This is a genomic window from Mycobacteriales bacterium, from assembly GCA_035533475.1.
Taxonomy (GTDB): Bacteria; Actinomycetota; Actinomycetes; order DATLTS01; family DATLTS01; genus DATLTS01.
In genome coordinates, this window is record DATLTS010000025.1 from 143703 (window position 1) to 167469 (window position 23767).

25 protein-coding genes and 1 riboswitch are annotated in these 23767 nt (G+C 71.4%); of the genes, 10 read left to right on the forward strand and 15 right to left on the reverse strand.

Annotation, left to right across the window (positions count from 1 at the left end):
- The first annotated feature begins 5 nt into the window (after positions 1-5).
- A complete protein-coding gene (locus VNG13_05585) occupies positions 6-1346 on the forward strand; it encodes a 3-deoxy-7-phosphoheptulonate synthase class II (protein ID HVA59993.1) in 1341 nt (446 codons plus the stop codon).
- An 8-nt stretch (positions 1347-1354) separates the two neighbouring features.
- On the opposite strand, the gene VNG13_05590 is transcribed toward VNG13_05585, so the two are convergent.
- Positions 1355-2098, reverse strand: a complete 744-nt coding sequence (locus VNG13_05590) for a lysophospholipid acyltransferase family protein (protein ID HVA59994.1) — start codon at positions 2096-2098, stop codon at positions 1355-1357.
- Positions 2099-2272: 174 nt separating this feature from the next.
- Here VNG13_05590 and VNG13_05595 point away from each other — a divergent pair, with 174 nt between their 5' ends.
- The 3 genes from VNG13_05595 to VNG13_05605 are packed head-to-tail and all read left to right on the forward strand — an operon-like array spanning position 2273 to position 5052.
- The gene (locus tag VNG13_05595; GenBank protein HVA59995.1) at positions 2273-3043 is read left to right on the forward strand and encodes an alpha/beta fold hydrolase; all 771 of its coding nucleotides are present in this window, start codon (positions 2273-2275) and stop codon (positions 3041-3043) included.
- A gap of 1 nt (position 3044) precedes the next feature.
- The gene (locus tag VNG13_05600) at positions 3045-3812 is read left to right on the forward strand and encodes a hypothetical protein (GenBank protein ID HVA59996.1); all 768 of its coding nucleotides are present in this window, start codon (positions 3045-3047) and stop codon (positions 3810-3812) included.
- A gap of 4 nt (positions 3813-3816) precedes the next feature.
- The gene (locus VNG13_05605; GenBank protein HVA59997.1) at positions 3817-5052 is read left to right on the forward strand and encodes a TIGR00300 family protein; all 1236 of its coding nucleotides are present in this window, start codon (positions 3817-3819) and stop codon (positions 5050-5052) included.
- Between the two features lie 19 nt (positions 5053-5071).
- Here VNG13_05605 and VNG13_05610 read toward each other — a convergent pair whose 3' ends face one another.
- From VNG13_05610 to VNG13_05640, 7 genes are all read right to left on the reverse strand, one after another.
- Positions 5072-5743 (reverse strand): endonuclease/exonuclease/phosphatase family protein, encoded by a 672-nt coding sequence (locus VNG13_05610; GenBank protein ID HVA59998.1) that lies wholly within the window; start codon positions 5741-5743, stop codon positions 5072-5074.
- A gap of 78 nt (positions 5744-5821) precedes the next feature.
- Positions 5822-6742 carry an ROK family glucokinase gene (locus VNG13_05615; GenBank protein ID HVA59999.1) on the reverse strand — a complete coding sequence of 307 codons (921 nt, stop codon included), beginning with the start codon at positions 6740-6742 and terminating at the stop codon, positions 5822-5824.
- Positions 6743-6749: 7 nt separating this feature from the next.
- Positions 6750-7046, reverse strand: a complete 297-nt coding sequence (locus tag VNG13_05620; protein HVA60000.1) for a hypothetical protein — start codon at positions 7044-7046, stop codon at positions 6750-6752.
- On the reverse strand, positions 7046-8236 hold the full coding sequence (locus VNG13_05625; protein ID HVA60001.1) for an ArsA family ATPase: 1191 nt from the start codon (positions 8234-8236) through the stop codon (positions 7046-7048). The genes VNG13_05620 and VNG13_05625 overlap by 1 nt, the downstream gene beginning before the upstream one ends.
- A 26-nt stretch (positions 8237-8262) precedes the next feature.
- Positions 8263-8694: an SRPBCC family protein gene (locus VNG13_05630; GenBank protein ID HVA60002.1), complete on the reverse strand. Its 432-nt coding sequence runs from the start codon at positions 8692-8694 to the stop codon at positions 8263-8265.
- Between the two features lie 69 nt (positions 8695-8763).
- Positions 8764-9531, reverse strand: a complete 768-nt coding sequence (locus VNG13_05635) for a metallophosphoesterase (protein HVA60003.1) — start codon at positions 9529-9531, stop codon at positions 8764-8766.
- 33 nt (positions 9532-9564) lie between these two features.
- Positions 9565-10125: a hypothetical protein gene (locus VNG13_05640; protein ID HVA60004.1), complete on the reverse strand. Its 561-nt coding sequence runs from the start codon at positions 10123-10125 to the stop codon at positions 9565-9567.
- Positions 10126-10214: 89 nt separating this feature from the next.
- Between VNG13_05640 and VNG13_05645 the strand changes: the two genes are divergently transcribed.
- The 3 genes from VNG13_05645 to VNG13_05655 are packed head-to-tail and all read left to right on the forward strand — an operon-like array spanning position 10215 to position 14292.
- Positions 10215-12005 (forward strand): AMP-dependent synthetase/ligase, encoded by a 1791-nt coding sequence (locus tag VNG13_05645; protein ID HVA60005.1) that lies wholly within the window; start codon positions 10215-10217, stop codon positions 12003-12005.
- Complete coding sequence (locus VNG13_05650) at positions 12002-13645, forward strand: histidine kinase (protein HVA60006.1); 1644 nt, start codon at positions 12002-12004, stop codon at positions 13643-13645. The genes VNG13_05645 and VNG13_05650 overlap by 4 nt, the downstream gene beginning before the upstream one ends.
- Positions 13646-13647: 2 nt before the next feature.
- Positions 13648-14292, forward strand: coding sequence for a response regulator transcription factor (locus tag VNG13_05655; GenBank protein HVA60007.1), 645 nt, complete (start codon positions 13648-13650; stop codon positions 14290-14292).
- A 3-nt stretch (positions 14293-14295) separates the two neighbouring features.
- On the opposite strand, the gene VNG13_05660 is transcribed toward VNG13_05655, so the two are convergent.
- The 6 genes from VNG13_05660 to VNG13_05685 all read right to left on the reverse strand — a co-directional run bounded on the left by VNG13_05660 (position 14296) and on the right by VNG13_05685 (position 20142).
- Entirely contained in the window at positions 14296-15396 is a 1101-nt protein-coding gene (locus VNG13_05660; GenBank protein HVA60008.1) for a glycosyltransferase family 4 protein, read from the reverse strand.
- A gap of 52 nt (positions 15397-15448) precedes the next feature.
- Positions 15449-16630 carry a septation protein SepH gene (gene sepH / locus VNG13_05665; protein ID HVA60009.1) on the reverse strand — a complete coding sequence of 394 codons (1182 nt, stop codon included), beginning with the start codon at positions 16628-16630 and terminating at the stop codon, positions 15449-15451.
- A gap of 52 nt (positions 16631-16682) precedes the next feature.
- On the reverse strand, positions 16683-17621 hold the full coding sequence (locus VNG13_05670; protein HVA60010.1) for an NlpC/P60 family protein: 939 nt from the start codon (positions 17619-17621) through the stop codon (positions 16683-16685).
- A gap of 83 nt (positions 17622-17704) precedes the next feature.
- Positions 17705-17850: riboswitch (cyclic di-AMP (ydaO/yuaA leader) on the reverse strand.
- A gap of 152 nt (positions 17851-18002) precedes the next feature.
- Positions 18003-18194 carry a hypothetical protein gene (locus VNG13_05675; GenBank protein HVA60011.1) on the reverse strand — a complete coding sequence of 64 codons (192 nt, stop codon included), beginning with the start codon at positions 18192-18194 and terminating at the stop codon, positions 18003-18005.
- A gap of 110 nt (positions 18195-18304) precedes the next feature.
- Positions 18305-18538, reverse strand: coding sequence for a hypothetical protein (locus tag VNG13_05680; GenBank protein HVA60012.1), 234 nt, complete (start codon positions 18536-18538; stop codon positions 18305-18307).
- Between the two features lie 38 nt (positions 18539-18576).
- Positions 18577-20142: an acyl-CoA carboxylase subunit beta gene (locus tag VNG13_05685; protein ID HVA60013.1), complete on the reverse strand. Its 1566-nt coding sequence runs from the start codon at positions 20140-20142 to the stop codon at positions 18577-18579.
- A gap of 101 nt (positions 20143-20243) precedes the next feature.
- Here VNG13_05685 and VNG13_05690 point away from each other — a divergent pair, with 101 nt between their 5' ends.
- Genes VNG13_05690 through VNG13_05700 form a run of 3 tightly spaced genes read left to right on the forward strand, consistent with a single transcriptional unit; the run spans position 20244 to position 22710 of the window.
- Positions 20244-22010 (forward strand): DEDD exonuclease domain-containing protein, encoded by a 1767-nt coding sequence (locus VNG13_05690; GenBank protein ID HVA60014.1) that lies wholly within the window; start codon positions 20244-20246, stop codon positions 22008-22010.
- A 45-nt stretch (positions 22011-22055) separates the two neighbouring features.
- Positions 22056-22403 carry a hypothetical protein gene (locus VNG13_05695; GenBank protein ID HVA60015.1) on the forward strand — a complete coding sequence of 116 codons (348 nt, stop codon included), beginning with the start codon at positions 22056-22058 and terminating at the stop codon, positions 22401-22403.
- 25 nt (positions 22404-22428) lie between these two features.
- The gene (locus tag VNG13_05700) at positions 22429-22710 is read left to right on the forward strand and encodes an Lrp/AsnC ligand binding domain-containing protein (GenBank protein ID HVA60016.1); all 282 of its coding nucleotides are present in this window, start codon (positions 22429-22431) and stop codon (positions 22708-22710) included.
- A gap of 5 nt (positions 22711-22715) precedes the next feature.
- Here the strand turns inward: VNG13_05700 and trpD are convergent, their stop codons facing one another.
- A complete protein-coding gene (trpD, locus tag VNG13_05705) occupies positions 22716-23756 on the reverse strand; it encodes an anthranilate phosphoribosyltransferase (protein HVA60017.1) in 1041 nt (346 codons plus the stop codon).
- Between the last annotated feature and the right edge of the window lie 11 nt (positions 23757-23767).

Here is a 23767-nt window from a genome sequence, read left to right on the forward strand (position 1 = left end):
AACGGGTGGACCCGGACCCGGACCTGGACGCTTGGCGGGCATTGCCGGCTGCGCAGCAGCCGGACTGGCCGGATCCCGCCGAGCTCGCCGCCGTCACGACGGAGCTGTCCCGGCTACCGGGGCTCGTTGTGGCCGAGGAGTGCGACACGCTCCGCGAGCGCCTCGCTGCCGTGTCCCGTGGCGAGGCGTTCCTCCTCCAGGGCGGGGACTGCGCGGAGACGTTCGCGACGTCGACCGCGGAAAATCTTCGGGACAAGCTCAAGACCCTGCTCCAGATGGCGGTCGTCCTCACCTACGGCGCGAGCCTGCCGGTGGTCAAGGTCGGGCGCATCGCCGGCCAGTACGCGAAACCCCGGTCGGCGACGATCGAAGCGGCGACCGGGCTGCCCTCCTACCGCGGGGACGCGGTGAACGAACTGGCCGCGTCGGCCGCCGCCCGGGTTCCGGATCCCCGGCGGATGCTCCGGGCCTACCACTGCTCGGGCGCGACCCTCAACCTGCTCCGCGCCTACGCGACCGGTGGTTTCGCCGACCTGCGGCGGGTGCACGGCTGGAATCGCGATTTCGTCCGACGCTCCCCCGCCGGGGAGCGCTATGAGGTGCTCGCCGACGAGATCGATCGCGCACTCGCGTTCATGCGGGCGTGCGGGGTCGATCTCGACCAGGAGGCGAGCGCGCACGGGGTCGAGCTCTACGCCAGCCACGAGGCGCTCCTCCTCGACTACGAGCGACCGCTCACCCGCACCGACCTCGAGCGATCGGCCGCCTACGACCTCTCCGCGCACCTGGTGTGGATCGGCGAGCGAACCCGAGCGCTCGACGGTGCGCACGTCGATTTCGTCTCCCGGCTAGCAAATCCGATCGCGGTGAAGCTCGGACCCGCGGCAACAGCCGACGACGCGCTCGCCCTGCTCGACCGGCTCGACCCGGACCGGGTACCGGGGCGGATCACCCTGATCACCCGCCTCGGTGCCGGCCGGGTGCGCGACGTGCTTCCGCCGTTGGTGCAGAAGGTGACGGCGAGCGGCGCCCCCGTGGTCTGGGTATGCGATCCCATGCACGGCAACACCGTCGAATCCCCGAGCGGGTACAAGACGCGGCATTTCGACGACGTGGTCGACGAGGTTCTCGGTTTCTTCGAGGTGCACCACGCCCTCGGCACCCACCCGGGTGGCCTGCATGTGGAGCTCACCGGTGAGGACGTCACGGAGTGTCTCGGCGGCGCCGAGGAGATCGACCACGCCGATCTCGCGGGGCGTTACGAGTCGGCTTGCGACCCCCGGCTCAACACCGGGCAGTCGCTCGAACTTGCGTTCCTCGTGTCGGAGATGCTGCGTCGACGTTGACCTCGCGGTCAGCTCGCCTTGCGGCCCGCCGTCACCGGAGTGTCGGCGACGGGCGCTTCGCCCGCGGCGGTGCGGGCTTCCTCGAGTTCCGCCTTCGCCTTGGTGGCGTACTGGTCGACGTACTCCTGCCCGGAGAGCAGCATGAGCTCGTACATGATCTCGTCGGTGACTGACCGCAGGACGAAGCGGTCGCTGGCCAATCCCCGGTAACGGGAGAAGTCCAGCGGCTCGCCGATGCGCACCCCGATCCGTCTGATCTTCGGGATCACCTTGCCCGGCGGCTGGACTTCGAAGGTGTCGATCATCGCGACCGGGATGACCGGCACCCCCGCCTCGAGCGCCATCCGCGCGACGCCGGTCTTGCCGCGGTACAGACGCCCGTCGGGGGAGCGGGTGCCCTCCGGATAGATGCCGAGCAGCTCGTCCTTGGCCAGGATCCGCAGCGCGGTGCGCAGCGCCGCGTCACTGGCGCGGCCGCCGCTGCGGTCGACGGGGACCTGACCGACCCCGCGGAAGAACGACGCGGTGAGCCGGCCGCGCACCGATCGTCCGGTGAAGTAGTCCGACTTGGCGAGGAACGTGATCCGGCGCGGTACGACGAGCGGCAGGAAGATGGAGTCCGAGAAGGACAGGTGGTTGCTGGCGAGGATCACCGGTCCGTCGGTCGGAACGTTCTCCAGCCCCTCCACCCAGGGACGGAACAGCAGGCGCAGGATCGGGGTCAAGATCGCCTTGACGATCCAGTAGCCCACCGTCGCCTCCCGCCGCTGCCGCGCCACCGCGACCTGGGTCCCCCCGGGCGCTCCAGGGCGACTTCCGGCCCTCCGGCCGGGTTCGCTGCAGCCTACCGTCGCGGGACCGTGCGCGACATGCGACGATCGGCCGGACGCGGCCGGCGCGGGCGGCCCGGGTGGATGGGAGGACCAGTGCCGGGAACCGGGATCATGCCAGGCGCCGAGCCGTTCTCGGCCGATGGCGAACCGGTGGGTGTGCTGCTCGTCCACGGTTTCACGGGCACACCGCAGAGCCTGCGGCCATGGGCCGAGTACCTCGCGGCGGCCGGGCTGACGGTGCGCCTGCCGCGGCTTCCCGGCCACGGCACCAAGTGGTCCGACCTGAACCGAACCACCTGGGAGGACTGGTACGGGGAGGCCGAGCGCGGGCTGGACGAACTGCACGAGCGCTGCGCCGCCGTGTTCGCCATGGGCCTGTCCATGGGCGGCACCGTCGTGCTGCGGCTGGCCGAGCGGCGCGGTGCCGATCTTGCCGGCGTGGTCGTCGTCAACCCCTCCGTTCTCACTTTGCGCAAGGACGCCAAGCTCCTGCCGCTTTTCCGATTGCTCGTTCCGTCCTTTCCGGGGATCGCCAGCGATATCAAGAAGCCGGGCAGCGTCGAGCTCGCCTACGACCGGACGCCGCTCCGGGGCGCCTACTCCCTGTCCCGGTTGTGGCGGCTGGTCCGCGCCGACCTCGCCTCGGTCACGCTGCCCCTGCTGCTGATCACCAGCCGGGACGACCACGTCGTCGAGCCGAAGAACGGCGAGGTGGTCTGGGCCGGCATCTCCTCGTCCGACCGCCGGCGTCTCGTGCTCGACAACAGCTACCACGTCGCCACTCTGGACAACGACGCGGAGACGATCTTCACCGAGAGCCTGGCATTCGTTCGCGACCAAGTCGCCACCCGGCCGGCCGGCTGACATGCCCGACGGCATCGACGAGACGGGCCGACCGGCGGCCCGGAGCAACGGGCTACGGGCCAGCCGGTACACCCCGATCGCCGATCTCGATCCGCGGGTCGCCGAGGAGCTGCTCGGCCAACTCGAGGCCGTCGGGATCGCCGCCTACGTCCAGCCGACCCCGGGCGCGTCCGGCGCGTACTTCGAGATGCGCCTACCCAGCCGGCCCACCGACCGACTCTTCGTCGACAGCACCGCGATAGACCCGGCCCGGGACGTGCTGTCAGCCGAGGTCCCGGACGAGGCCCGGGTCGCCACCCCGACCGCCGAGCCGCCGCCCGGGCCCGCCGGCCCCCCGGGGCCCGGCAACGCGCAGAGCGACGAGGAGCGCTGGATCGATCTGGTCGCCGCCCTGTCCCAGCCGACTGGGCCGGGCCCGCGGAGCTGGCCGGCCGCGGAGGACGTAGGGGAAGAGCCGCCGCCCGTGGCTGCGCCGCTGACCCCGGTCCCCTTTCGGACCTGGTCCCCGCCGGAGGACCCCCTGGACGAGCATTTCGTCCCGCCGGACCCGCCTCCCCTGCCGCGACCGAGCCCCGCGACGCTCTGGGCACTACTCGGGATGATCGGGGGCGGTGGCCTGCTCATCATCCCGGCATTCCTCGGCCGACCGCTGAGCGGCGGCCTCGCGAGCATCGCCGTCGTCGTCGTGATCGCCGGATTCCTCAGCCTGATCGTGCGGATGCGTGACTCACGTCCCACCGACGACGACGACGACGGCGCCGTCGTCTGACCCGGTGAGCATCTCCGAGACCGTCGAGATCTCCGGTCACCTGATGGACACCGGAGTCCTGGCGCGCATCCTCGACGACGTCCTGGACTACGGATGCGACTACACGATCGGACGACTCGACGTGGGCAAGACTCACGCCGACACGTCCTATGTCCGCGTCGAGCTCTCGGCCAGCTCGGAGGAGACCCTGGCCCGACTGCTCATGCGTCTGCAAACCCATGGGGTCAATGCGGTCGACCCCGGCGAGGCCACCTGTTCCCCGGCGCCGCGGGACGGCGTGTTCCCCGACGACTTCTACTCGACGACGAACCTGGAAACCCTGGTCCGGGTCAACGGCCATTGGATCCAAGTGGAGTCCCCGGAGATGGACTGCGGACTCGTCGTGACTGGCGGACGGGTGCACACGGTTCCGGTCAGCGATGTGCGGGAAGCCGACCAGATCGTCTGCGGCGCGCGCGGGGTCCGGGTGGTCCTGCCACCACGTGAACACTCCGCCGTTGCGGACGACAGCTTCGAGTTCATGTCCTCGGCGATCTCCAGCGAGAAGCCCCAGGCGCTGCTCGTCCGGCAGATCGCCGACCAGATGCGCGACACGAAGAGCCAGGGCGGCCGGATCCTCTGGGTGGCTGGACCGGCCGTGGTGCACACCGGGGCGTCCCCGGCGATGGTCGCGCTCGTCGAGTCGGGTTACCTCGACGTGCTGTTCGCGGGCAACGCCCTCGCCACGCACGACATCGAGTCGGCGCTGTTCGGAACCTCGCTCGGCGTGGACCTGGCCAAAGGCAAGGGCGTCGAACACGGCCACGAACATCACATCCGCGCGATCAACACGATCCGACGCTGCGGATCGATCGCGGCCGCCGTCGAGTCGGGCGTGCTGACCAGCGGGGTGATGCACGCGGTCGTCCGCGCCGCCAAGCCGTTCGTCCTCGTCGGCTCGGTCCGCGACGACGGACCGCTACCGGACGTCTACACCGACGTCATCGCCGGCCAGCGGGCGATGCGCGCCCAGCTGCCAGGCGTCGGCTTCGCCCTCATGGTGGCCACGATGCTGCACTCGATTGCGACCGGCAACCTGCTCCCCGCGTCGGTCCCCCTGGTCTGCGTGGACATCAACCCGGCCACGGTGACGAAGCTCGCCGACCGCGGCTCCGCGCAGGCCGCCGGGATCGTTACGGACGTCGGTCTGTTCCTCGAGCAGCTGGCCCGGGAACTCGTAGCCGATTTCGGCGGTCGGTGACCGCGCTTTCGCGGTCCGGTCAGCGCTGACGCAGTTCGGCGAGCACCGGCAGGTGGTCGGTGGCCAGCTCGCGGCCCCCGATGACGGGGACCGAGCACGAGACGACCTCCACCCCAGGGTCGGCGAAGACCGCGTCGATCCGCCGGGTCGGGCGGCGCGCGCTCGACGTCTCGCCCGGCCCGGTGCCGGCGACCGCGTACGCGTCCTGGAGCCGTGCGGACAGGGCCGCCCAGGCCGGCTCGCCGGCCTCCTCGTTCACGTCACCCGCGAGGACGAGCGGTGTCGGGTGATCGGCCACGACGGCGAAGATCTCCGCGACGTGCCGGCGTCGTTCGACGGGGTCCAAGCCGAGGTGCATCGAGGCCACGGTCCAGGTGCCGCCATCGAGCTCGAGCACGCCGATCGCGAGCCCGCGCTGGTGCAGACCCTGTTGTCTGGGCAGGCGCAGGTCCCGGGTCCCCAGCACCCGGGTCCGCAGACTGGCCAGCAGCAGCACGCCTCCCGCGGTCCGGCCCCCGGTCACCACGAGCAGGCCGGACTCCCGGGCCAGCGCGGCGCACTTGGACCGCCAGCGCAGGAATCGCGGGGCTTCCTGGATGCAGACGACGTCGGGTTCGCAGGACCGGATGACCCGGGCCACGGCCTGCGGGTCGTCGCGGAGCGAGCGCACGTTGTAGCTGAGGACACGCATCGTCAACGCCCTGCCGTCATCGCCGGGCCGGACCGGCCATCGAACGCCGCGCGCGCATCAGCCAGGGCGATCACGGCCCTATCCCCGACGCCGGGCGAGATCGGCCGCCCCGACGAGCCCCGCCTCGGTCCCCAATTCGGCCGCGCAGATCCGGGCCAACGGCCGGTGCCCGCTCCCGGTCAGTACCGACTCGAACGTCCGGCGTGCCGTCGCCAGAAGCAGCTCCCCGGCCTCGGCCACCCCGCCACCGATGACGAAGCAGGTCGGGTCGAACGCGGCGGCCAGGTCCGCCAAGCCCTGGCCCAGCCATCGGCCGAGCTCGGTGACGCACTCGGTCGCGGTCGGGTCGCCTTCCAGGGCGGCCCGGGTGATCGCCGGGCCGCCCAGCGTCTCGAGATCCCCACCGGCGAGCTCGGTGATGTGCCGGGCGATGGCCTCGCGCAGCAGGGCCGGGCCACTGCAGTATTGCTCCCAGCAGCCCCGGTTGCCGCAGCCGCAGGGCCGGCCATCCGGGACGACCCGCAGGTGACCGAACTCCCCGGCGATGCCGAAGCCACCGCGATAAAGACGCCCATCCCACACGACGCCCCCGCCGATTCCGGTGCCGATCGTCAACGCGAGCAGGCACGCCTCACCGCGTCCGGCGCCGAACCGGTATTCCCCCCAGGCCATCGCGTTCGCGTCGTTCTCGACCACCACCGGCAAGCCGACCCGGTCCCGGATGTTGTCCCGCAGCGGCTCGTCGCGCCAGGCGAGGTTGGGGGCGAACCGCACCGTCGAACGCTCGGCGTCGACGAACCCGGCGGCACCGATCCCCACCGCCTCGACCGCGTGTCCGGAACGCAGTTCGTCCACGACCGAGGCGATCGTTATGACGATGTCTGACGGGGACAGGCTGGGCGTCGGGCGTCGCACCAGCGCCAGCACCGCTCCGGCGTCATCGACGACCCCGCCGGCCACCTTCGTGCCGCCGATGTCGATCCCGATGGTCAGAGCCACGCGGCAATCAACCGATGTCGATGCGCTCGACGCCGCGGCCAGAATGCGAAGCGGCGGCGTGCACCTCCAGGGCGCTCCGCAGGGCGGCTGTGATCGATTCGGCTGCGTCGAGCAGATACTCGAAAGTCTGGGGTTGCGCGCCGCGGACCGCCCCGAGGAGCAGGCAGACCGGGCAGAGCCGGCACTCCGGGGCACCGTTCGCGATCCGGTCGCAACCTTGGCCGGAAGTCGCCCCCCGGGCCCAGGTCTGAAGGGCCTCGATGAGGCGAACGGCCTCCTCCGCAAGCGTTCCGGTCTCGCTCACTATGGGGACGTCCACAACGACGGATCCGGCTGAAAGCGCACCCGCAGGTGCCCGTCGAGCATGGTCGCGCCAGTCACCAGGCACCTGCGCAGCGCGCTCGGCAGCGCAAACAGCCGGCGCCGGCCCCCCACCGTAATCACCAGGTCGTCGCCGCTGCGCGCGAGATCGACGTCGTCGCGGCCGGCGTGCGGCAGCTCGACGACCAGGTCGAACTCGTCACCGTCCCGCTCGACCCGCAGCGGCTCGGGTCCCCTCGGCAGGGCGAAGGCATCGGCGTCGCGGTAGGTCTCCGCGGCCATGGCCGCCAACTCCGGCAGGCCAACCGGCTCGGACCGCCGATAGGGAGTCCGGTAGATCGGCAGGGGGGCGAACGAGGCCGCCACCTCGGCGAGCTGCCCGGCCTGTGCGGCCACCCAACCGGCCCGCCACGGATCGGCACCGTCGTCGTCCGGGAACACCCGGTTGACGATGACCGCGTCCACCCGGTAGCCGTAGAGGCTCACGCTCGTCAACGTCCGTCGGGCCTCAGCGAGGACCACCGCCTCCGGCGTCAGGACCAGGCGAACCGACGCCGACGCCGGGTCGGTGAGCACCTGGCGGACCTCGCTCAGTTCCTGATGAAGCCGCTCGAGTGCCGCGAAGACGCGGTCCTGCGGGAGAGGAACCCCTGCCGCCCGGGTGAGAACCGGGCGAAGTGAGCGGAGCATCCGGCGCTGGACCGGGAAGACCCGCTCGACGTACCACGACAGCGCCTCCGGAAGAGCCAGCAACCTCAAGGTCTCGGCGGTGGGCGCGCAGTCGACGACGACCAAGTCCCAGATCCCGGATCGCACCTGGGCCCGGACTTCGAGCAGGGCGAGAACCTCGTCCGCGCCGGGAAGAACGGTGAGCTCCTCCGCCTCGATCGGGTCGACCCCCGCGGCGTCGAGCACAGTGCGCAGATAGGCCTGCACCTCACGCCAGGCCTTCTCGAACCGGAGCTGGGTATCGACCTGCTGGCCGTACAGGCCGGTATCGAGCTCGGTGGGCTCCGGACCGAGCGGGCTGCCGAACGCGTCGCCGAGCGAATGCGCCGGGTCGGTCGACAGCACCAGGGTCTTGCGCCCCCGCGCCGCGGCCAGCGTCGCGGTCGCGGCCGCGGTCGTGGTCTTCCCCACGCCACCTTTGCCGGTGAAGAGGACGACGCGCACCCGGAAAGGCTACCGGCGGCGGCCGGTTACCTTTCCACCCGCTTCTTGAGGCCCTTGAGGGCGGTGTCCATGATGGTGCCCTGCGCCTTGCGCTTGATCAGACCGGGAATCGGCATGGAGGTCTCGATCTCCAGTTCGTACACCACCTCGGTGCGACCGCCGGCGCCGGTGGCGAGCCGGTAGCTGCCCTCCTGGTGTTTCTGCGCCTTGGCCTCGATCAGATGCCAGCTCACCCCGGACTCGTCCCAGTCGTAGGCCAGGGTGTACTCGTCCTTGATGATGCCGGCGTCGAGGCCGAAAGCGACCAGGGTGGCGCGGCCATCTTCGCCGGTCTCGAGAATCTGCGCGCGCTTGATGCCACCCGCCCACTGGGGATAGGCGTCGAAGTCCGCGATCACCGCCAGAACCTCGTCCCGCGTCGCGTCGATCGTGATGCTGGCAGTGGCCCGGTCGACCATCACAGACCTCCTCGATCTTCGAGGCCGCAGGCTACCTCGCCGGCCTGGCTCCGACCGGGGCACGTTTGGCTACCACTGGAGCACGTACGGCGTGCCACGACCGCGGAAATGTCCGACGTTCACGCACTCGGTGCGACCGACCCGGGTTCGCCCGGCCAGTGGGTTGTGCACATGACCGAACAGCATGAATTCCGGCTGGCTTCGCCGAACCAGGGCTAGCAAGGCCGCGCTCCCCCGTTCCATCCGTCGGCCCACGACGTCGTAGAGCAACTCCGGGATAGCCGGCGGTATGTGGCTGCACAGCACGTCCACATCGCCGATCGCCGCGACCTTCGCGTCGAAGACGTCCTCGTCGATCTCGTAGGGCGTCCGCATCGGCGTCCGCAGGCCGCCGCCGACGAACCCGAACCTCCGGCCCCCGATCTCGACGGCCTGCCCGTCGAGGACATGCAAGCCGTCACGAAGGAACCGCGGCCACATCGCCGGCACGTCCACGTTTCCGTAGGTCAGGTAGGTGGGTGTCGGGAGAACCTCGAAGAGCCGCTCGTACTGACGAAAGATCGCCTCCTCGATGACGCTCCCGCGGTCGGCACCGAAGCGGGCCCACAGGCCTGCGGAGAACGCCCGCGCATCTTCGAAGCGCCGCGCGGTGCGCAAGGCGATCAGGCGCGACGCGGCATCCGAGCCGAACAGGTCGGCGAAGATGCCCTGGCGATGGTCGTCGTAGTCGAGGAACAGCACGAGGTCGCCGAGACACACCAGGGCATCCGCCCCGTCGCCGGCACGGGCCAGCGCCTCGACACTGCCGTGGACATCGGAAACGACGTGGAGCCGCACCCGTTCGAGGGTAGTGGGCGGCGCCCGACCGGGTCAGACGACCGAGCCGACTATGTAGAACAGGGCCACCAGCACAGCGGTGCAGCAGAGCATGCCGCCGATCATGAGCATGATCTTGTTGGCGTCGCTGATCCCACGCAGGTCCGGCAGCCGGCGCCCGCCGACCTGTACGTAGCCCGGCTCCATGGCAAGGAAGGGTCGAGCGCAGCCCGGGCAGACGTCGAGATCGAAGCTCACGAGCTCGCCACACCCGAGGCAGGGCCAGTTGGCCACCTCCGGCTCCGGCCCGGGCTCGAGGCCCGCGGCGCCTGTAGGGGCTGCCGGGGCTAGCGGGGCTGTCGGGGCTGCCGCGCTGCGGATTCGCGCGGTCGACTCGCCCGGCGTCGGGTCGAGCAGGGCAAGTGGGCCGGTCAACGGATCTATCGTCGCGAGCCCGGTCTCCGCGTTGCGCCCGGCTGGGTCGCCGCTGCCCAGCCCGGGCGAGGACGGCACGGTGACCAGGGCTGGTTGGCGCAGCACGGCGTAGCACAACGAACACCAGTCCGCCCCTTCGGGGACGGTGGCGGCGCAGCTCGGACAACGCTGGGTGCTCACGGGTGTCTCCTCGGCAGATCCGGCCGGTCGCTGAAGAGTCGGCTGGTCGCGTACGATCCGCCGCATCCGGCTGCGCGAGGAGCTGACCAGTGGTCGAAGTATCGGTTCCGGTGACCATCAAGATCCCGGAAGACGCCAACCTGACCGATGCGGTGTTCCGCAACGCGGCGGAACACCCCGATGCGGTGAGCTTCGCCCGCAAGGTGTCTGGGAGCTGGCAACCGATCAGCGCGAAGGACTTCGCCGAACAGGTGCGGAGCCTGGCGGCCGGGTTGATCGCGAGCGGTGTCCAACCGGGCGAACGCGTCGGCCTGATGTCCGCCACCCGATTCGAATGGACCCTGATCGACTACGCGATCTGGACAGCGGGCGCGGTCACCGTGCCGATCTACGAGACGTCCTCGGCGGAGCAGGTCCAGTGGATACTCTCGGACTCGGAGGCGACCGCCGTCTTTCTCGAGGGCGAATCCCACCAGAAGACGTTCGCGTCGGTGTCTGCCTCCCTGCCGAACGTCGTCCGAACCTGGACCATCGAGGGCGGCGGCCTCGAGCAGCTGGTCGAGGGCGGAAAGTCGATCAGCTCGGCGGAGATCGACGAGCGCCGCCGCACGCTGAACGCGGCCAGCACCGCCACGATCATCTACACCTCTGGCACGACCGGACGCCCAAAGGGCTGCGAGCTGACCCACCGCAATTTCCTCTTCGACGCGACTACCACCACCGAAGGGCTCGACGAGTTGTTCGGCAGCGACGGCTCGACGCTGCTGTTTCTTCCCCTCGCTCATGTCTTCGCCCGAATCATCCAGGTCGGCTGCGTGGAGAACCGGGTCCGGATGGGTCATACCCACGACATCAAGAACCTGATGTCGGACTTCGCCTTGTTCAAGCCGACGTTCATTCTTTCGGTGCCCCGGGTCTTCGAGAAGGTCTACAACACCGCCAAGCAGAAGGCGCACGCCAGCGGCAAGGGCGCGATCTTCGATCGTGCTGAGCGGGTAGCGATCGCCTACAGCGAGGGGATCGAGCGCGGTGGCGCAGGGCCGCTGGTACGCGGTCAGCACGCACTTTTCGATCGGCTCGTGTACAGCAAATTGCGCGAGGCCCTCGGTGGGCGGGTGGAATACGCGGTGTCCGGTGGCGCCCCGCTCGGCACCCGCCTCGGCCATTTCTTCCGAGGCATCGGGGTCACCGTTCTCGAGGGCTACGGGCTGACCGAGACCACCGCTGGAGCGACGCTCAACCTGCCGGACGCGATCAAGGTCGGCACGGTGGGACGGCCGATCCCCGGGGCGTCGGTGCGGATCGCCGACGACGGGGAGATCCTGCTCAAGGGCGACAACGTGTTCACCGGTTACTGGCACAACGCGGATGCGACCGGGGAGGCACTCGCCGACGGCTGGTTCCGTACCGGAGACCTCGGCGAACTCGACTCCGAAGGGTTCCTCACGATCACCGGGCGCAAGAAGGATCTGATCGTCACCGCCGGTGGCAAGAACGTGGCCCCGGCTGTGCTCGAGGACCGCCTGCGAGCCCACCCGCTGATCAGCCAGGCGATGGTGGTCGGTGACCAGCGCCCGTTCATCGCCTGCCTGGTGACCATCGATGAAGAGGCATTGCCGGCGTGGAAGTCCCGGAATGGGAAGCCGGAGAGCGCAACCGTCTCCGACCTGGCGGACGACGAAGCGCTCCGCGCCGAAATCCAGGGTGCCATCGACGAGGCGAACAAGGCCGTGTCCCGGGCCGAGGCGATCCGCACCTTCCGGATCCTCGGTGTCGATTTCACCGAGGAGGGCGGTCAGCTCACCCCGAGCCTGAAGGTGAAACGCGCCGTTGTGACCAAGGAGTTCGCGGAGGACATCGAGGCGCTCTACAGCAGGTGAGCGACGACCTCCTCACCCCGACCACCGGGCCGACCCGGCGGCTCAGCGTCCTCACCCGGGGGGGGTTGCTAGTCCTCTGTGGCGTCCTCAACGCCGCGCACGGCGACCTGCTGAGCGGCTACCTCTGGGTCGCCGCCCTCGCGGTCGCCGCCGCCGCAGTCACGCTCGGCCCGAGCGGGCGGCGGGCCGGCCGGGCAGGGCGCCTCGCCGAGTCAGCGATCGCGGCCGTGGGCATCGTCGCAACCGGTGGATCGACCAGCCCGCTGTTCCCCTACCTGCTCGCACCCGCCTTCGTCGGTGGCCTCAGCGACGAGGTGGAGGCCGCGCTGGCCCCCGCCGGCGTCGCGATCGCGGTGCTCGCGGTCGGGCGGATAGTGGCCGACCAGCGTGACCAGCTGTCCGGATACGCGGCGACCGGAGCCGAATGGTGCCTGATGGCCGTTGCGCTGGTCCTGGTCGCCGCCTGGATCCAGCGGCTGCTCCAACCCCCTGGCGCGGAGCCACAGAACTCATACGTGACGGCCTATCGGCTGCTGGCCCAGCTCCGGACCGTAGCCCGGCAGCTGTCCGTCGGTCTGGACACCTTGACCCTCGCCGACGGTCTGCTCACCGGCATCGGCGCAGTCGCTCGATACGACCGGGCCGCGGTGTTCGTCCGGTCCCGCGGCGAGCACGTACTCCAACTCGCTCACCGCGGTGATCGCGGTGAGCCGCTCGACTGGCGGCCGGACCTGGGCGGCGAGAACCCATTCGCCGATGCCTGGCTGTCCCAGCAGCCCCAGGTCGTGGGTAGTCAACTGAGCGCCGGCCGGCCCGGCAGCGCCCTCGTGCTACCGCTCCGGCTCGGGTTGCGCACATTCGGCTTGGTCGCCGTAGAGATCGGCGCTAGTGGGGCGTACCCGGCGACGCTCGTCCGCACCATCGAGCCCATCGTCGCGGACGCGTCGCTTCGATTGAGCGCGGCCATGCTTTTCGACGAGATCCGCGAATTCGCCACGGTAGAGGAACGGCGCCGGCTGGCCCGCGAGATCCACGACGGCATCGCCCAGGAGCTGGCCTCGATCGGCTACTTCGTCGACGGACTGACCGCCGAGGCCCGCGGCACCGAGTTGGAAGCCCATCTGCGCGAGCTGCGCCGCGAGGTCAGTCGGATCATCAGCGAGTTGCGGCTGTCCATCTTCGACCTGCGCAGCGACGTCGAGCAGCACGGCGGACTCGGCGCCGCACTATCCGAGTACGTGCGGGCCGTAGGGGCTAGTAGTCCGTTCACCGTTCACCTGTCCCTGGACGAAGGGCCGGTCCGGCTGCCCGCAGACGTCGAGGCCGAGCTACTCCGGATCGCCCAGGAGGCCATCACCAATGCCCGCAAGCACGCCAACGCACGAAACCTCTGGGTCGACTGCACGGTGGATCCACCGCACGCCCGGCTGCGGGTCGACGACGACGGCGCCGGGCTCAGCCCGGGCCGGGACGACAGCTTCGGACTCGAGATCATGCGGGAGCGAGCCGCGCGGCTTCGCGCCCGGCTGTCGATCGTCGGTCGCCAGCCGACCGGCACGTCGGTCGAGGTGGTTCTCGGCGTCGCGCCGGAAATCGTTACGGTAGGTGACGAACAGCGAGCGGCGCCCACGGGGAGGTGACCATGGCGACGAGCGTGCTTCTCATCGACGACCACGACCTGATCCGGCAGGGCCTACGCCACGCGTTCGAGCGCGACCAGGGCTTCACCGTCGTCGGCGAGGCGGGAACGATCGCGGAGGGGCTGGAGCTGGCGAGCGCGCTCGAGCCGGACGTCGTGATCATGGACCTCCGGCTCCCGGACGGCAATGGCCTAGAAGCGACGCGGAAGCTGCGCGAGCTCTCCCCCACCTGCGGGATCGTGGTTCTCACGATGTACGCCGGCGACGAGCAGCTGTTCGGCGCCCTGGAAGCCGGCGCGTCCGCCTTCGTGGCGAAGGACGCCCCCGCCGAAGACGTCGTCGCGGCGGCCCGGCACGCGGCCTCGTCCCCGTCGGCGTTCACCGCGTCCGATCTCGCGGACGCGATGCGCCGCCGCCTGTCCCCGAGTGGCCCGCAGCTCAGCCCGCGCGAGAAGCAGGTCCTCAGGCTGCTGGCCGACGGCCTCGCCGTGGCGCAGATCGCCCGACAGCTCTACATCAGCGAGTCCACGGCGAAGACCCACATCTCCAAGCTCTACGAGAAGCTCGGCGCCGGAAACCGGGCCACCGCGCTGATGACCGCCATGCGGTTGGGGCTGATCCGGTCCGAGAGCGGAGAACGGCCCTGACCGTCAGGATCCGGCGAGCAGCCCCTCGAGCCGGGCGGTAAGAACGTCCCAACGCCAATCCGTCCGCACCCACTCTCGACCGACCTCACCCATCGCCCGAGCCTGCGCCGGGTTCGCCAGCAGGCCGACGATGCGATCGGAGACCTCGTCGAGGGAGCGCCCGTCGACTAGATGTCCGGTGCGGCCGTCGAGCACCGCGTCCGGAGAGCCGCCGGAGCGGCCGGCGACGACCGGCAGCCCGGTCGCGGACGCCTCGAGAAACACCAGCCCGAGGCCTTCGACCTCGAGCCCGGCGCGCCGGGTCCGGCACGGCATGGCGAACACGTGGCCGGCAGCGTAGTGAGCGGGCAGTTCGGCCCACGGCACCGACCCGGTGAACACGACGTCACGGGCGACCCCGTGCCGCTCGGCGAGTCCGGCCAGCCGGTCCCGGTCCGGGCCGCCCCCGACCAGAAGGAGCGCAGTGCCCGCGACGCGACGGCGGATGCCCGGCAACGCCCGGATCAGCATGTCCTGGCCCTTGCGTCGCACCAGGCGTGAGACGCAGACCACCACCGGACGCCCAGCCAACCCGTGCCGTACCCGGACCTCCTCGCCGCCGGCTTCCGGTCGGAAGGCCCCCAGGTCCACCCCCGGTGGCAGCTGGACGAGCCGGGCCGCCGGCCCGAGCGCACCGGCCAACCGGCTCCGGGTGTACTCGCCCAGGTAGGTAACGACATCGACGGTCGAGCCGATCCGGCGCAACGCCTGACGGCCGCCCGGCACGAGCGCCCAGCCGACCTCGTGTCCGTGGGTGGAAGCGACGAAACGGCGGACGCCGGCCCGCCGCAACCCACCCGCGAGCAGGGCTAGCGGCGCCGCGGCCCCGAACCAGGCGGCGTCGCACCCCTCGGCTCGGGCGATCTCCCGGGCCCGCCGCGCCACCCGGCCGGTCGGCAGCAACAGGCTGGACTTGTCGCGGATCACGGGAAAGGGCTGGGCCGCATCGAACTCGCGGGCACCTCGCCAGTCCGATGCATAGACGACGACGTCGGGAAGGCGGGTCGCGTAGGCGTGCACGTAGGCCTGGATGCCACCCGGTCGGGGCGGGAAATCGTTGCTCACGATGAGCGCCTTCACCCGCCCGGCGCCCCGTCCCGCCGGCCGGTGGCGAGGCTCACGATCCGCGGCCGGCCCGCTGCCGGGCGGTGCCCTGCGTGGTCGCTGCCGGGCCGCCTAGCAGCACGTCCGCCCAGGACGGCACCGTGGCCCGTCCCTTGCGCCCGCCCGTAGCCCCCGGGCCCGGCCGGGCCCGCGGCAGTGTCGCGGGCACCGGGGCCGCCGCAACCGCGCCTACCGGCTCCCGGGCGGGCGCCTTGACGGCCGTGACCGTCCTGGGAGGGCTCTTCGCCGCCCCGGCCTTGCGGGTTCGGGTCACCGCCGGGGCGGCGGCCTTGCGAGGTGCGCGGGTTCGGGTCACCGCCGGGGCGGCAGCCTTGCGGGTTCGGGTCACCGCCGGGGCGGCAGCCTTGCGAGGTGCGCGGGTCCGGGTCACCGCCGGGGCGGCAGCCTTGCGAGGTGCGCGGGTCCGGGGCACCGCCGGGGCGGCAGCCTTGCGAGGTGCGCGGGTCCGGCCGACGCTCTTGGGCGGCGGCGGCACCGCGGTACGGGGCTTGCGGCCGGGGGTCGGTTTCGCGGCTTTTCCGGCCGGAACGCGCTTCGGCCGACCCGTCGCCTTGCGCCGGCGCACCGGCTCACTCGCGGCGGGTCGCACCGCCGTGGTGCGTTCGTCGACGTAGCCCAGCGACGTCGCCGTCGCATCCAGCGGTTCGAGATGACGCTCGACGGGGTGCCAGAGCCACTCCACGTGGCGACGGCGGGCCCGGGAGATGTAGCTAACCTCGACCACCCAGCGGCTGTCGTCCCGGCGCCAGGCCCGCCATTGGATGGTCTCGGCACGCAGTCCGGAGACCGCCCCGAGATGGGTGGCGACCGCCTCGCCGAGCGGCCTGGCCGAGAGCCCCCGCCGAGCCCGGGCCATCCGCGCGGCCCAGGCCTCGTCGAGCACCCGCTCCCGCTCGGAGAGCACGGGGCCGGCGTAGCGCAGGACCCGGGTGACCGGCACCCCGGCCGCCCGGGCGATTTCCTCGGGGCTGCCGCCGGCGCGCAGCCGGGCCTGGATCTCCCGGGGGGTGAGGGCGCTCTCCGCCGCCGACTCGCCCGGCGGTCCGAGCTCGCCCCGGATGGCCGCCCTGAGCCGCTCGTCGACCGCCAGCCGGTGGCTCGGTCGACCGGCGCCAGCGCCGAGCAGGACGTGCTCCCCGTCGGCTGTCACTCCGAGGACCCGCAGGTCGCGCACGGCCGTCCCCTCTCGTGACACGCCCCGGCGGTGCGCGGTGCGGGACGCCAGGTTACGGCCGACCGGCGTCCGTGTACCCGCTTATCGAATCGATCTCGACGTTCGTTCCGGAGTGCAGCGCGTTGATCATCTGCCCGTTGCCGATGTAGATGCCGACGTGATAGGCGGGATAGCCGAAAAAGATCAGGTCTCCGGGTTCGAGGTTTCCGCCTGATACGGGGGTCGTCGAGGACTGCTGGCTGGCCGCGTAGTGGTCGAGCGCCACCCCGGCTGCCGCCCAGGCCTGCATGGTCAGGCCGGAGCAGTCGTAGCTGTCCGGTCCGGATCCGCCCCACTGGTAGGGCTTACCGATCTGGGCGTAGGCGAACCGGACCGCGATCGCGGCCCGGCCGTCGACCGGGATGTTGAAGCTGAGTGGGGCTCGGGCCTCCGATCGCGAGGCCGCCACCGGGGCGACCGCCGCCTGCTGCGCGGCGGTGAGCCGGCTCAGCAGCGCCCGTTCCGCGGTGATCGTGGACTCGATTCGCCCCCGGGCCGCCGCGATCTGCCGGGTCTGCCAAGCCTGGACCTCGGTGGCGTGGCGGACATCGGCTTGGGCCTGGGTGAGCTCGGCGAGGGTCGACACGAACGCGTCCAGCGCCGCCGTCTGGTTGCGGGAGATCTGTTCGAGGTCTGACGCCTGGGTGAGGAAGGACGCGGGATCGCTCGAGGTGAGGACCGACATTTCCTGACCGAACCCGCCGCTCCGGTAGGCGGCCGAGACCAGGGCGGCGATGCCCGCACGCGCCTTCGTGGTGGCCGCGAGCTGCCGGGTCACCCGGTCTTGCAGCTCCCGAACTCGCTGCTCGGCTGCCGCCAGCTCGACCTGGGACCGGTCGTAGGCCTCGGTGAACTGCTCCTCCTGGACGGTCAGCGCGGCAATCTGGGCACGCACCTGCCCAATCGAGGCGGCGGGTGCGGCACCGGCGGTCGCCGGCAAGACGGCTGCCACCATCGCCGCGCAGGCCAGCGCGGAGAGAACGGAAAGTGGACGGACAGCAAGCGACGATCGGCGCCAGGACACGGCGGCGTCACCCCTTCTTCCTCGACGCCTACCGGGTGAGCTGACGGGTTCGGGCGGGAAGGTCGCCCTACGGTGCGCGAGCGCACCGATTCACCCCAGGGGATGTGGGTCCCCGGCTCCGGCAGGTCGCCCTGCCGAGATTCGGCGTGACCGCGCGCCCCCGCCCGGCGGGCGGGAATCGAGGCGTGCGGTCTCCGCGACCTTAGTGACCAAGCACCGGGGGTGCAAATGCGCCATCCACAGCCCGGCAATGTCCCCGGCATCGCTCCCCGGCAATATCCCCGGCAATATCCCCGACCGATCCGGACCTCACCCGGCTGCGGCATCCGGGAGCACGAGCCGCAGCGGAGGCACCAGCCCGGACCCGGCGAGCACGTCCAGTGCGGCCCGCTCGTCGTCGTCGACCTGCAATACACCTGGTGGGCTGGCCAGGAGCACGCCTACCACGCAGTCGGCGCAAGCCGCGCCGCGAACCTGGCAGCTGTCGCAATCGATGATCATCGAAGGGTTCCTTCCGAGTCGGCCGGCGGACCGGCGCGGCGGGTGCCACCACCGGCCTCGGGCCGACGCTAGCCGCCATCGGTGACAGTTCCCGGTGAGCGGCCCGGCGCTCACTCCGCCGGCCGGGTCACCACCTCGACGACGTCCTCGGCGTTGCACCAGCGACAACGAACGTGCTCGACCCGGTCGGCGAGAACCTGCTCCTCCTCGACCGTGGGCTGCCCGGAGAGCTCGACGTGAACGTACTGTCGGGTCCGGGTCGTTCGGGTGACGTCGAAGCGGGTGAGGTTGCCGCACAGCGTGCACCGCCAACGCTCGTGCTCGCCGGGCACCGGAATCGGCACGGAACGCTCCTCCGAGTCTGCGCGACGCGCGGGTGGGGTCAGACGGGGACGACGCCGCGCTTGCGGGCCGGCCGCAGCACGCGCTTGCGGGCCGCGAGCTCCAGGCCCGTGGCGATGTGCCGCCGGGTGTCAGCCGGGTCGATGATGTCGTCGACGAACCCCATCTTCGCCGAGAGCATCGGATCGATCTGGGCGCGTACCCCGGCGACGAGTTCCGCGCGCAGCGCCTCCCGCTCGGACTCCGTCCCGGCCGCGGCCAACTGCTTGCGGAACAAGATGTTCACGGCGCCTTCGGGCCCCATGACGGAGAATTCCGCGGACGGCCACGCAATCAGGTGGTCGCTCTCGTACTGCCTCCCAGCCATAACGAAGTACCCCGCCCCATACGCCTTGCGTAGCACGACTGTGATCTTGGGTACGGTCGCTTCGCTGACGTTGAACAGCATCTTCGCGCCGTGCCGAATGATCCCCTTGTGTTCGACCTCCTTGCCGACCACGAAGCCCGGCACGTCCACGAGGAACACCAGCGGCAGGTCGAAGGAGTCGCAGAGGTTGATGAACCGGGCAGCCTTGTCGGCGGCGTCGATCCCGAGGGAACCAGCCATGACCATCGGCTGCGAGGCGAGGATCCCCACCGGCCGACCGTCGATGTGCGCGAACCCGGTGAGGACCGATCTCGCCCAGTCCGGCTTCATCGCAAAGAAGCGGCCGTCGTCGACGAGCAGCCGGATGACCTTGCGCATGTCGTAGGCCTGGCGCGGGTTCGCCGGCACGATCTCGTAAAGCTCCTCCGCCCGGCGGTCGACCGGGTCGTCGCTCGGCTGCGTCGGCGGGGCGTCCCCGTACCGGCTGGGGAAGAACGACAGGTACTCGCGGACGACGGCCAGGCATTCGGCGTCGTCCGCGCACTCCCGGTCGGCGACCCCGGAGATTTTGTTGTGCACCCCCGAGCCGCCCATCTCCTCCTCGGTGACCTCCTCTCCGGTGGCCGCCCGGACCAGGTGCACCCCGGCGAGCGCCATCGAACTGGTGCCTTTCACCATCGGCACGAAGTCGCACAGCGCGGGGATGTAAGCGGTCCCCGCCGAGCAGGGGCCCAGCATCGCCGCCACCTGCGGGATCACCCCGCTCATCGTCGTCATCTCGCGGAACAGGTCGCCCGCCCCAGCGAAGGCCGCACCGACGCTCTCGGTGACCCGGGCCCCCGCGGAGTCCAGTAGGTAGACGATCGCAGTGCCGTGCTTGACCGCGAAGTCCCGGGCCCTAGCCGCCTTGCGCTCGCCGTGCATGCCGATCGAACCGGCAAGGACGGTGAAGTCGTAGGCGACGACGGATACCAGCCGGCCGTCGACCTTGCCGACTCCGGTGAGACACCCGTCGCCGGGGGTGCGCTTGTTCTGTGACTGCGGCGAGTCGACCGCCTGCGCGTACAGGCCGGTCTCGACGAAGCTGCCCGGATCGAAGAGCAGATCGAGCCGTTCCCGGACGGTGAGCTTGCCCAGGCTGTGCTGGCGGGCGACGAGATCAGGGCCGCCCATGCCGAGGAAGTCCGCCCGGATCCCCGCCAGCTGCTCGGCTCGCTGGCGGAGCGTGTCATCGGTCATGGGCCAGATTGTCCGGACCCGGGCCTCGGCCCGGTGACCCGGGTCGCGACAGGTGTGTCGCCGACCGGAAATGTCGGTGCTGAGGCCTAGCGTCGGCAGGCATGACGACGGGGCAGCAGACGGTCGCCCGGCAGGCCAGTTTCGCCGATCTCGGCACACTGCTCGTCGACGTCACCTTCGTCGTCGTCGACCTCGAGACGACCGGCGGGTCCCCGGCCGCCGCCGCGATCACCGAGATCGGGGCGGTGAAGGTCCGTGGCGGGGAACCGCTCGGCGAGTTCCACACCCTGGTCAACCCGCAGACCTCGATCCCCCCATTCATCGCGGTACTCACCGGGATCACCGAGGCGATGGTGGCCACGGCGCCCGGACTGGCCGCCGTGCTCCCGGATTTTCTCGGCTGGGCCGGAACGTCGGTTCTGGTCGCACACAACGCGCCGTTCGACCTCGGGTTCCTCCGGGCCGGTTGCAGCCGCCTCGACCTGGCCTGGCCAGGTTTCGACTCGGTCGACACTGCCCGGCTCGCCCGGCGGGTACTGACCCGCGACGAGGCGCCGGATTGCCGGCTCGCGACGCTGGCCCGGCTCTTCCGGACCTCCGCCACCCCCACCCACCGGGCCCTCGACGACGCCCGGGCAACGGTCGACGTGTTGCACGGGCTGATCGCCCGGCTCGGCGGCCTCGGCGTGCACACGCTCGAGGAGCTGCGCGCCTTCTCCTCGCTGGTCACGCCGGCCCTTCGACGCAAGCGCCGGCTCGCCGAAGGCCTACCGCATGCCCCCGGGGTCTACATGTTCCGCGACGGACGGGGCCGCATCCTCTATGTCGGCAAGAGCCGGGACGTGGCCACCCGGGTCCGCAGCTACTTCGCCGGCTCCGAGCGCAGGGCCCGGATCGCGGAAATGGTCGGGATCGCCGAGCGGGTGGACTACCTGCCCTGCGCGCACGGTCTCGAGGCCGATGTCCGGGAGCTGCGCCTGATCGCCGAACACAAACCGCCGTACAACAAGCGCTCGCGCTTCCCCGAGCGCGCCAGCTACCTCGTTCTCACCGACGAGCCGTTCCCTCGGCTGAGCATCCTGCGCCGGTCGCCGGCGACGGACACGGTCTGGCTCGGCCCATTTCCGTCCGCCCGGGCCGCGGAGCTGGCCCGGGACGCGGTGCACGAGACCTTCCCGCTCCGCCGCTGCACGCCTCGGCTCGCCCGGGGGCGCCCGCGCCCCCGCTGCGCCCTCGCCGACCTCGGCCGGTGCCCGGCGCCGTGCGACGGCGAGCTCGAGGTCGAGGACTACCGGCCGCTCGTCGACGCGGTCGCCGGCGCGATGCGCGCGGACCCCGAGCCGGTGATCGATGCCACGCGGGCCCGGATCCGAGAGCTGGTGTCGGCCGAGCGTTTCGAGGAAGCGGGCTCCGCCCGGGACCGGCTCGCCTGTTTCCTGCGCGCCGCCGTCCGCCGGCAACGGCTCACCGGGCTGCTGGCCGTGGGCCGGCTCGTGGCCGCCCAACCGGCCGACGGCGGCTACGACTTCGCCGTCGTCGAGGCCGGCCGGCTGATCGCGGCGGATGCGTCGCCCGCGGGGTCACCCCCGGCCCGGCACTTGACGGCGCTTCTCGCGTCACTCCCGGCGGTACGGACGAGTGACGGCTCGTCCGCCGGGCCGCCGGGTGCCGACGGCTCGGCCGAGGAGATGGAGTGTGTCCTGAGCTGGCTGGAGCGGCCGGGGACGCGGCTCGTCCAGCTCGACGGGGTGTACGCGTGCCCGCTCCAGGGCCCGCTGCGCTGGCGCGGCTGGCTGGAGCAGCTCGCCGGAGCGGCCGGAGCCGCGGATCCGCTCGCCGACCGTCGCCGGATCCGCCCGCAACGCTGAGGAGTCCGCACCGGAAGACCGGGCGGCGTCGTAGCGTGGGCGGGGATGGCGACGCGCAAGGAGTGCGAACGGGCGATCGGGCAGCTCTGCGACGCGTTGGAGCAGCTCGATCCGGAGGTCCGCCGGAACCACCTCCCGGAGCGCCAGCTGTCCCTAGTCGTCACCGACCTCGACCTCGCCTACGTCGGCCGCTTGGATGGCGACGGTCTGCATGGAGTGGTACCGGCCGCCATGGAGGACGCGAAACAGGCGCACGTCCGCTTCACCGCGACCAGCGACGACCTGGTCGCGATCGGCCGGCACCCGCCCGCCTTCCCCGGCGCGTGGATCCGGGGCCGGGTGGCCGTACACGCGAGCTTCCGGGACCTACTAGAGCTGCGCCGGCTGCTGTGACGCCGGTCCGTCGCGAGGAGAACCGATGATCACCGCCATCGTGCTCGTCAAGGCCGCCGTCGATCGGATCCCCGAGGTGGCCGAAGCGATCTCCGCCCTGCCGTCGGTGAGTGAGGTGTACTCGGTAACCGGCGAGTTCGACCTCATCGTCATGGTCCGGGTCCGGCAACACGACGAGCTCGCCGAGGCGATCGCCGACCGGCTCAACAAGGTGGCCGGCATCACCTCCACCGAAACCCACGTCGCCTTCCGGTCCTACAGTCGCCACGACCTCGAAGCCGCCTTCGCCCTCGGCTCCGACGGCTGACCGGTTCAGGCGTCGGCCGCGTCGCGGCTGGCGGCGACCCACCGTTCGAGCGCGTCGGCCGCCGCCCCGGAGTCGACCGAGGCGGTCGCCCGGGCCACGCCGTCGGCGAGCTGCTCGAGCAGGCTGTCGACCCGGGGGCCGTCGAGGGCGACGAGCGCGGCCGCCGTGTTGAGCAGGACCGCGTCGCGCACCGGACCCCTGGCCCCGCCGAACACGCCCCGCGCCACCTCGGCGTTGTCCGCCGCGCTCCCCCCGGTCAAAGCCCCGGGCGGCGGGGCGGCGAACCCGAGCCGAGCGGGGTCGAGCGTCGCCTCGACCACCTCGCCGCCGGCCACCACCCAGACCCGCGACGAGGTGGTCGTGGTCAGCTCGTCGAGACCGTCCTCGCCGCGGAACACCAGCGCCGCAACCCCCCGGGCGGCGAGAACCCCAGCCACCACGCCGGCCATCCGGGCATCCGAGACCCCCACGGCTTGCGCGCCCGGAAGCGCCGGATTGGTCAACGGCCCGAGGAAGTTGAACACCGTCGGGATACCCAGCTCGCGGCGCGCCGCTGACGTGTGCCGCAGCGCTGGGTGAAACACCGGGGCGAAACAGAAGCCGATGCCGGTCTCGGCGACGCACCGCGCGACGCCGTCCGGCGCCAGGTCGACGACGACGCCCAGGGCCTCGAGCAGGTCAGCGGACCCGCAGGCGGAGGAAGCCGCCCGGTTGCCGTGCTTGACCACCGTCGCGCCGGCGCCGCGGGCCACCACGGCCGCCATCGTCGAGATGTTCACCGTGTGCGCACGGTCGCCGCCGGTCCCGCAGGTGTCCACGGCCGGACCGGGCACCCGGAGCGGAGCAACCTCGGCGAGCATGGCCGCGACGAGCCCGGCGACCTCCTCGGCGGTCTCGCCCTTGGCCCGTAGGGCCACCGCGAACCCCGCGACCTGGGCCGGTGTCGCCTCCCCGCTCATGATCTCGCGCATCGCCCAGGTGGTGTCCGTGGCCGCGAGTGAGCGCCCCTCGATCAAGGTCGCGAGCAGTTCCGCCCAGCCGGGCACAGGGGACCCGG

What these genes read in the sequence shown, in the direction of transcription:
- VNG13_05600 (HVA59996.1), top strand. Translation starts at nt 3,045, where the DNA reads ATGCCCGACGGCATCGACGAGACGGGCCGACCGGCGGCCCGGAGCAAC.
- VNG13_05610 (HVA59998.1), bottom strand. Translation starts at nt 5,743, where the DNA reads ATGCGTGTCCTCAGCTACAACGTGCGCTCGCTCCGCGACGACCCGCAG.
- VNG13_05630 (HVA60002.1), bottom strand. Translation starts at nt 8,694, where the DNA reads ATGGTCGACCGGGCCACTGCCAGCATCACGATCGACGCGACGCGGGAC.
- VNG13_05655 (HVA60007.1), top strand. Translation starts at nt 13,648, where the DNA reads ATGGCGACGAGCGTGCTTCTCATCGACGACCACGACCTGATCCGGCAG.
- VNG13_05675 (HVA60011.1), bottom strand. Translation starts at nt 18,194, where the DNA reads ATGATCATCGATTGCGACAGCTGCCAGGTTCGCGGCGCGGCTTGCGCC.
- VNG13_05685 (HVA60013.1), bottom strand. Translation starts at nt 20,142, where the DNA reads ATGACCGATGACACGCTCCGCCAGCGAGCCGAGCAGCTGGCGGGGATC.
- VNG13_05690 (HVA60014.1), top strand. Translation starts at nt 20,244, where the DNA reads ATGACGACGGGGCAGCAGACGGTCGCCCGGCAGGCCAGTTTCGCCGAT.
- VNG13_05695 (HVA60015.1), top strand. Translation starts at nt 22,056, where the DNA reads ATGGCGACGCGCAAGGAGTGCGAACGGGCGATCGGGCAGCTCTGCGAC.
- VNG13_05700 (HVA60016.1), top strand. Translation starts at nt 22,429, where the DNA reads ATGATCACCGCCATCGTGCTCGTCAAGGCCGCCGTCGATCGGATCCCC.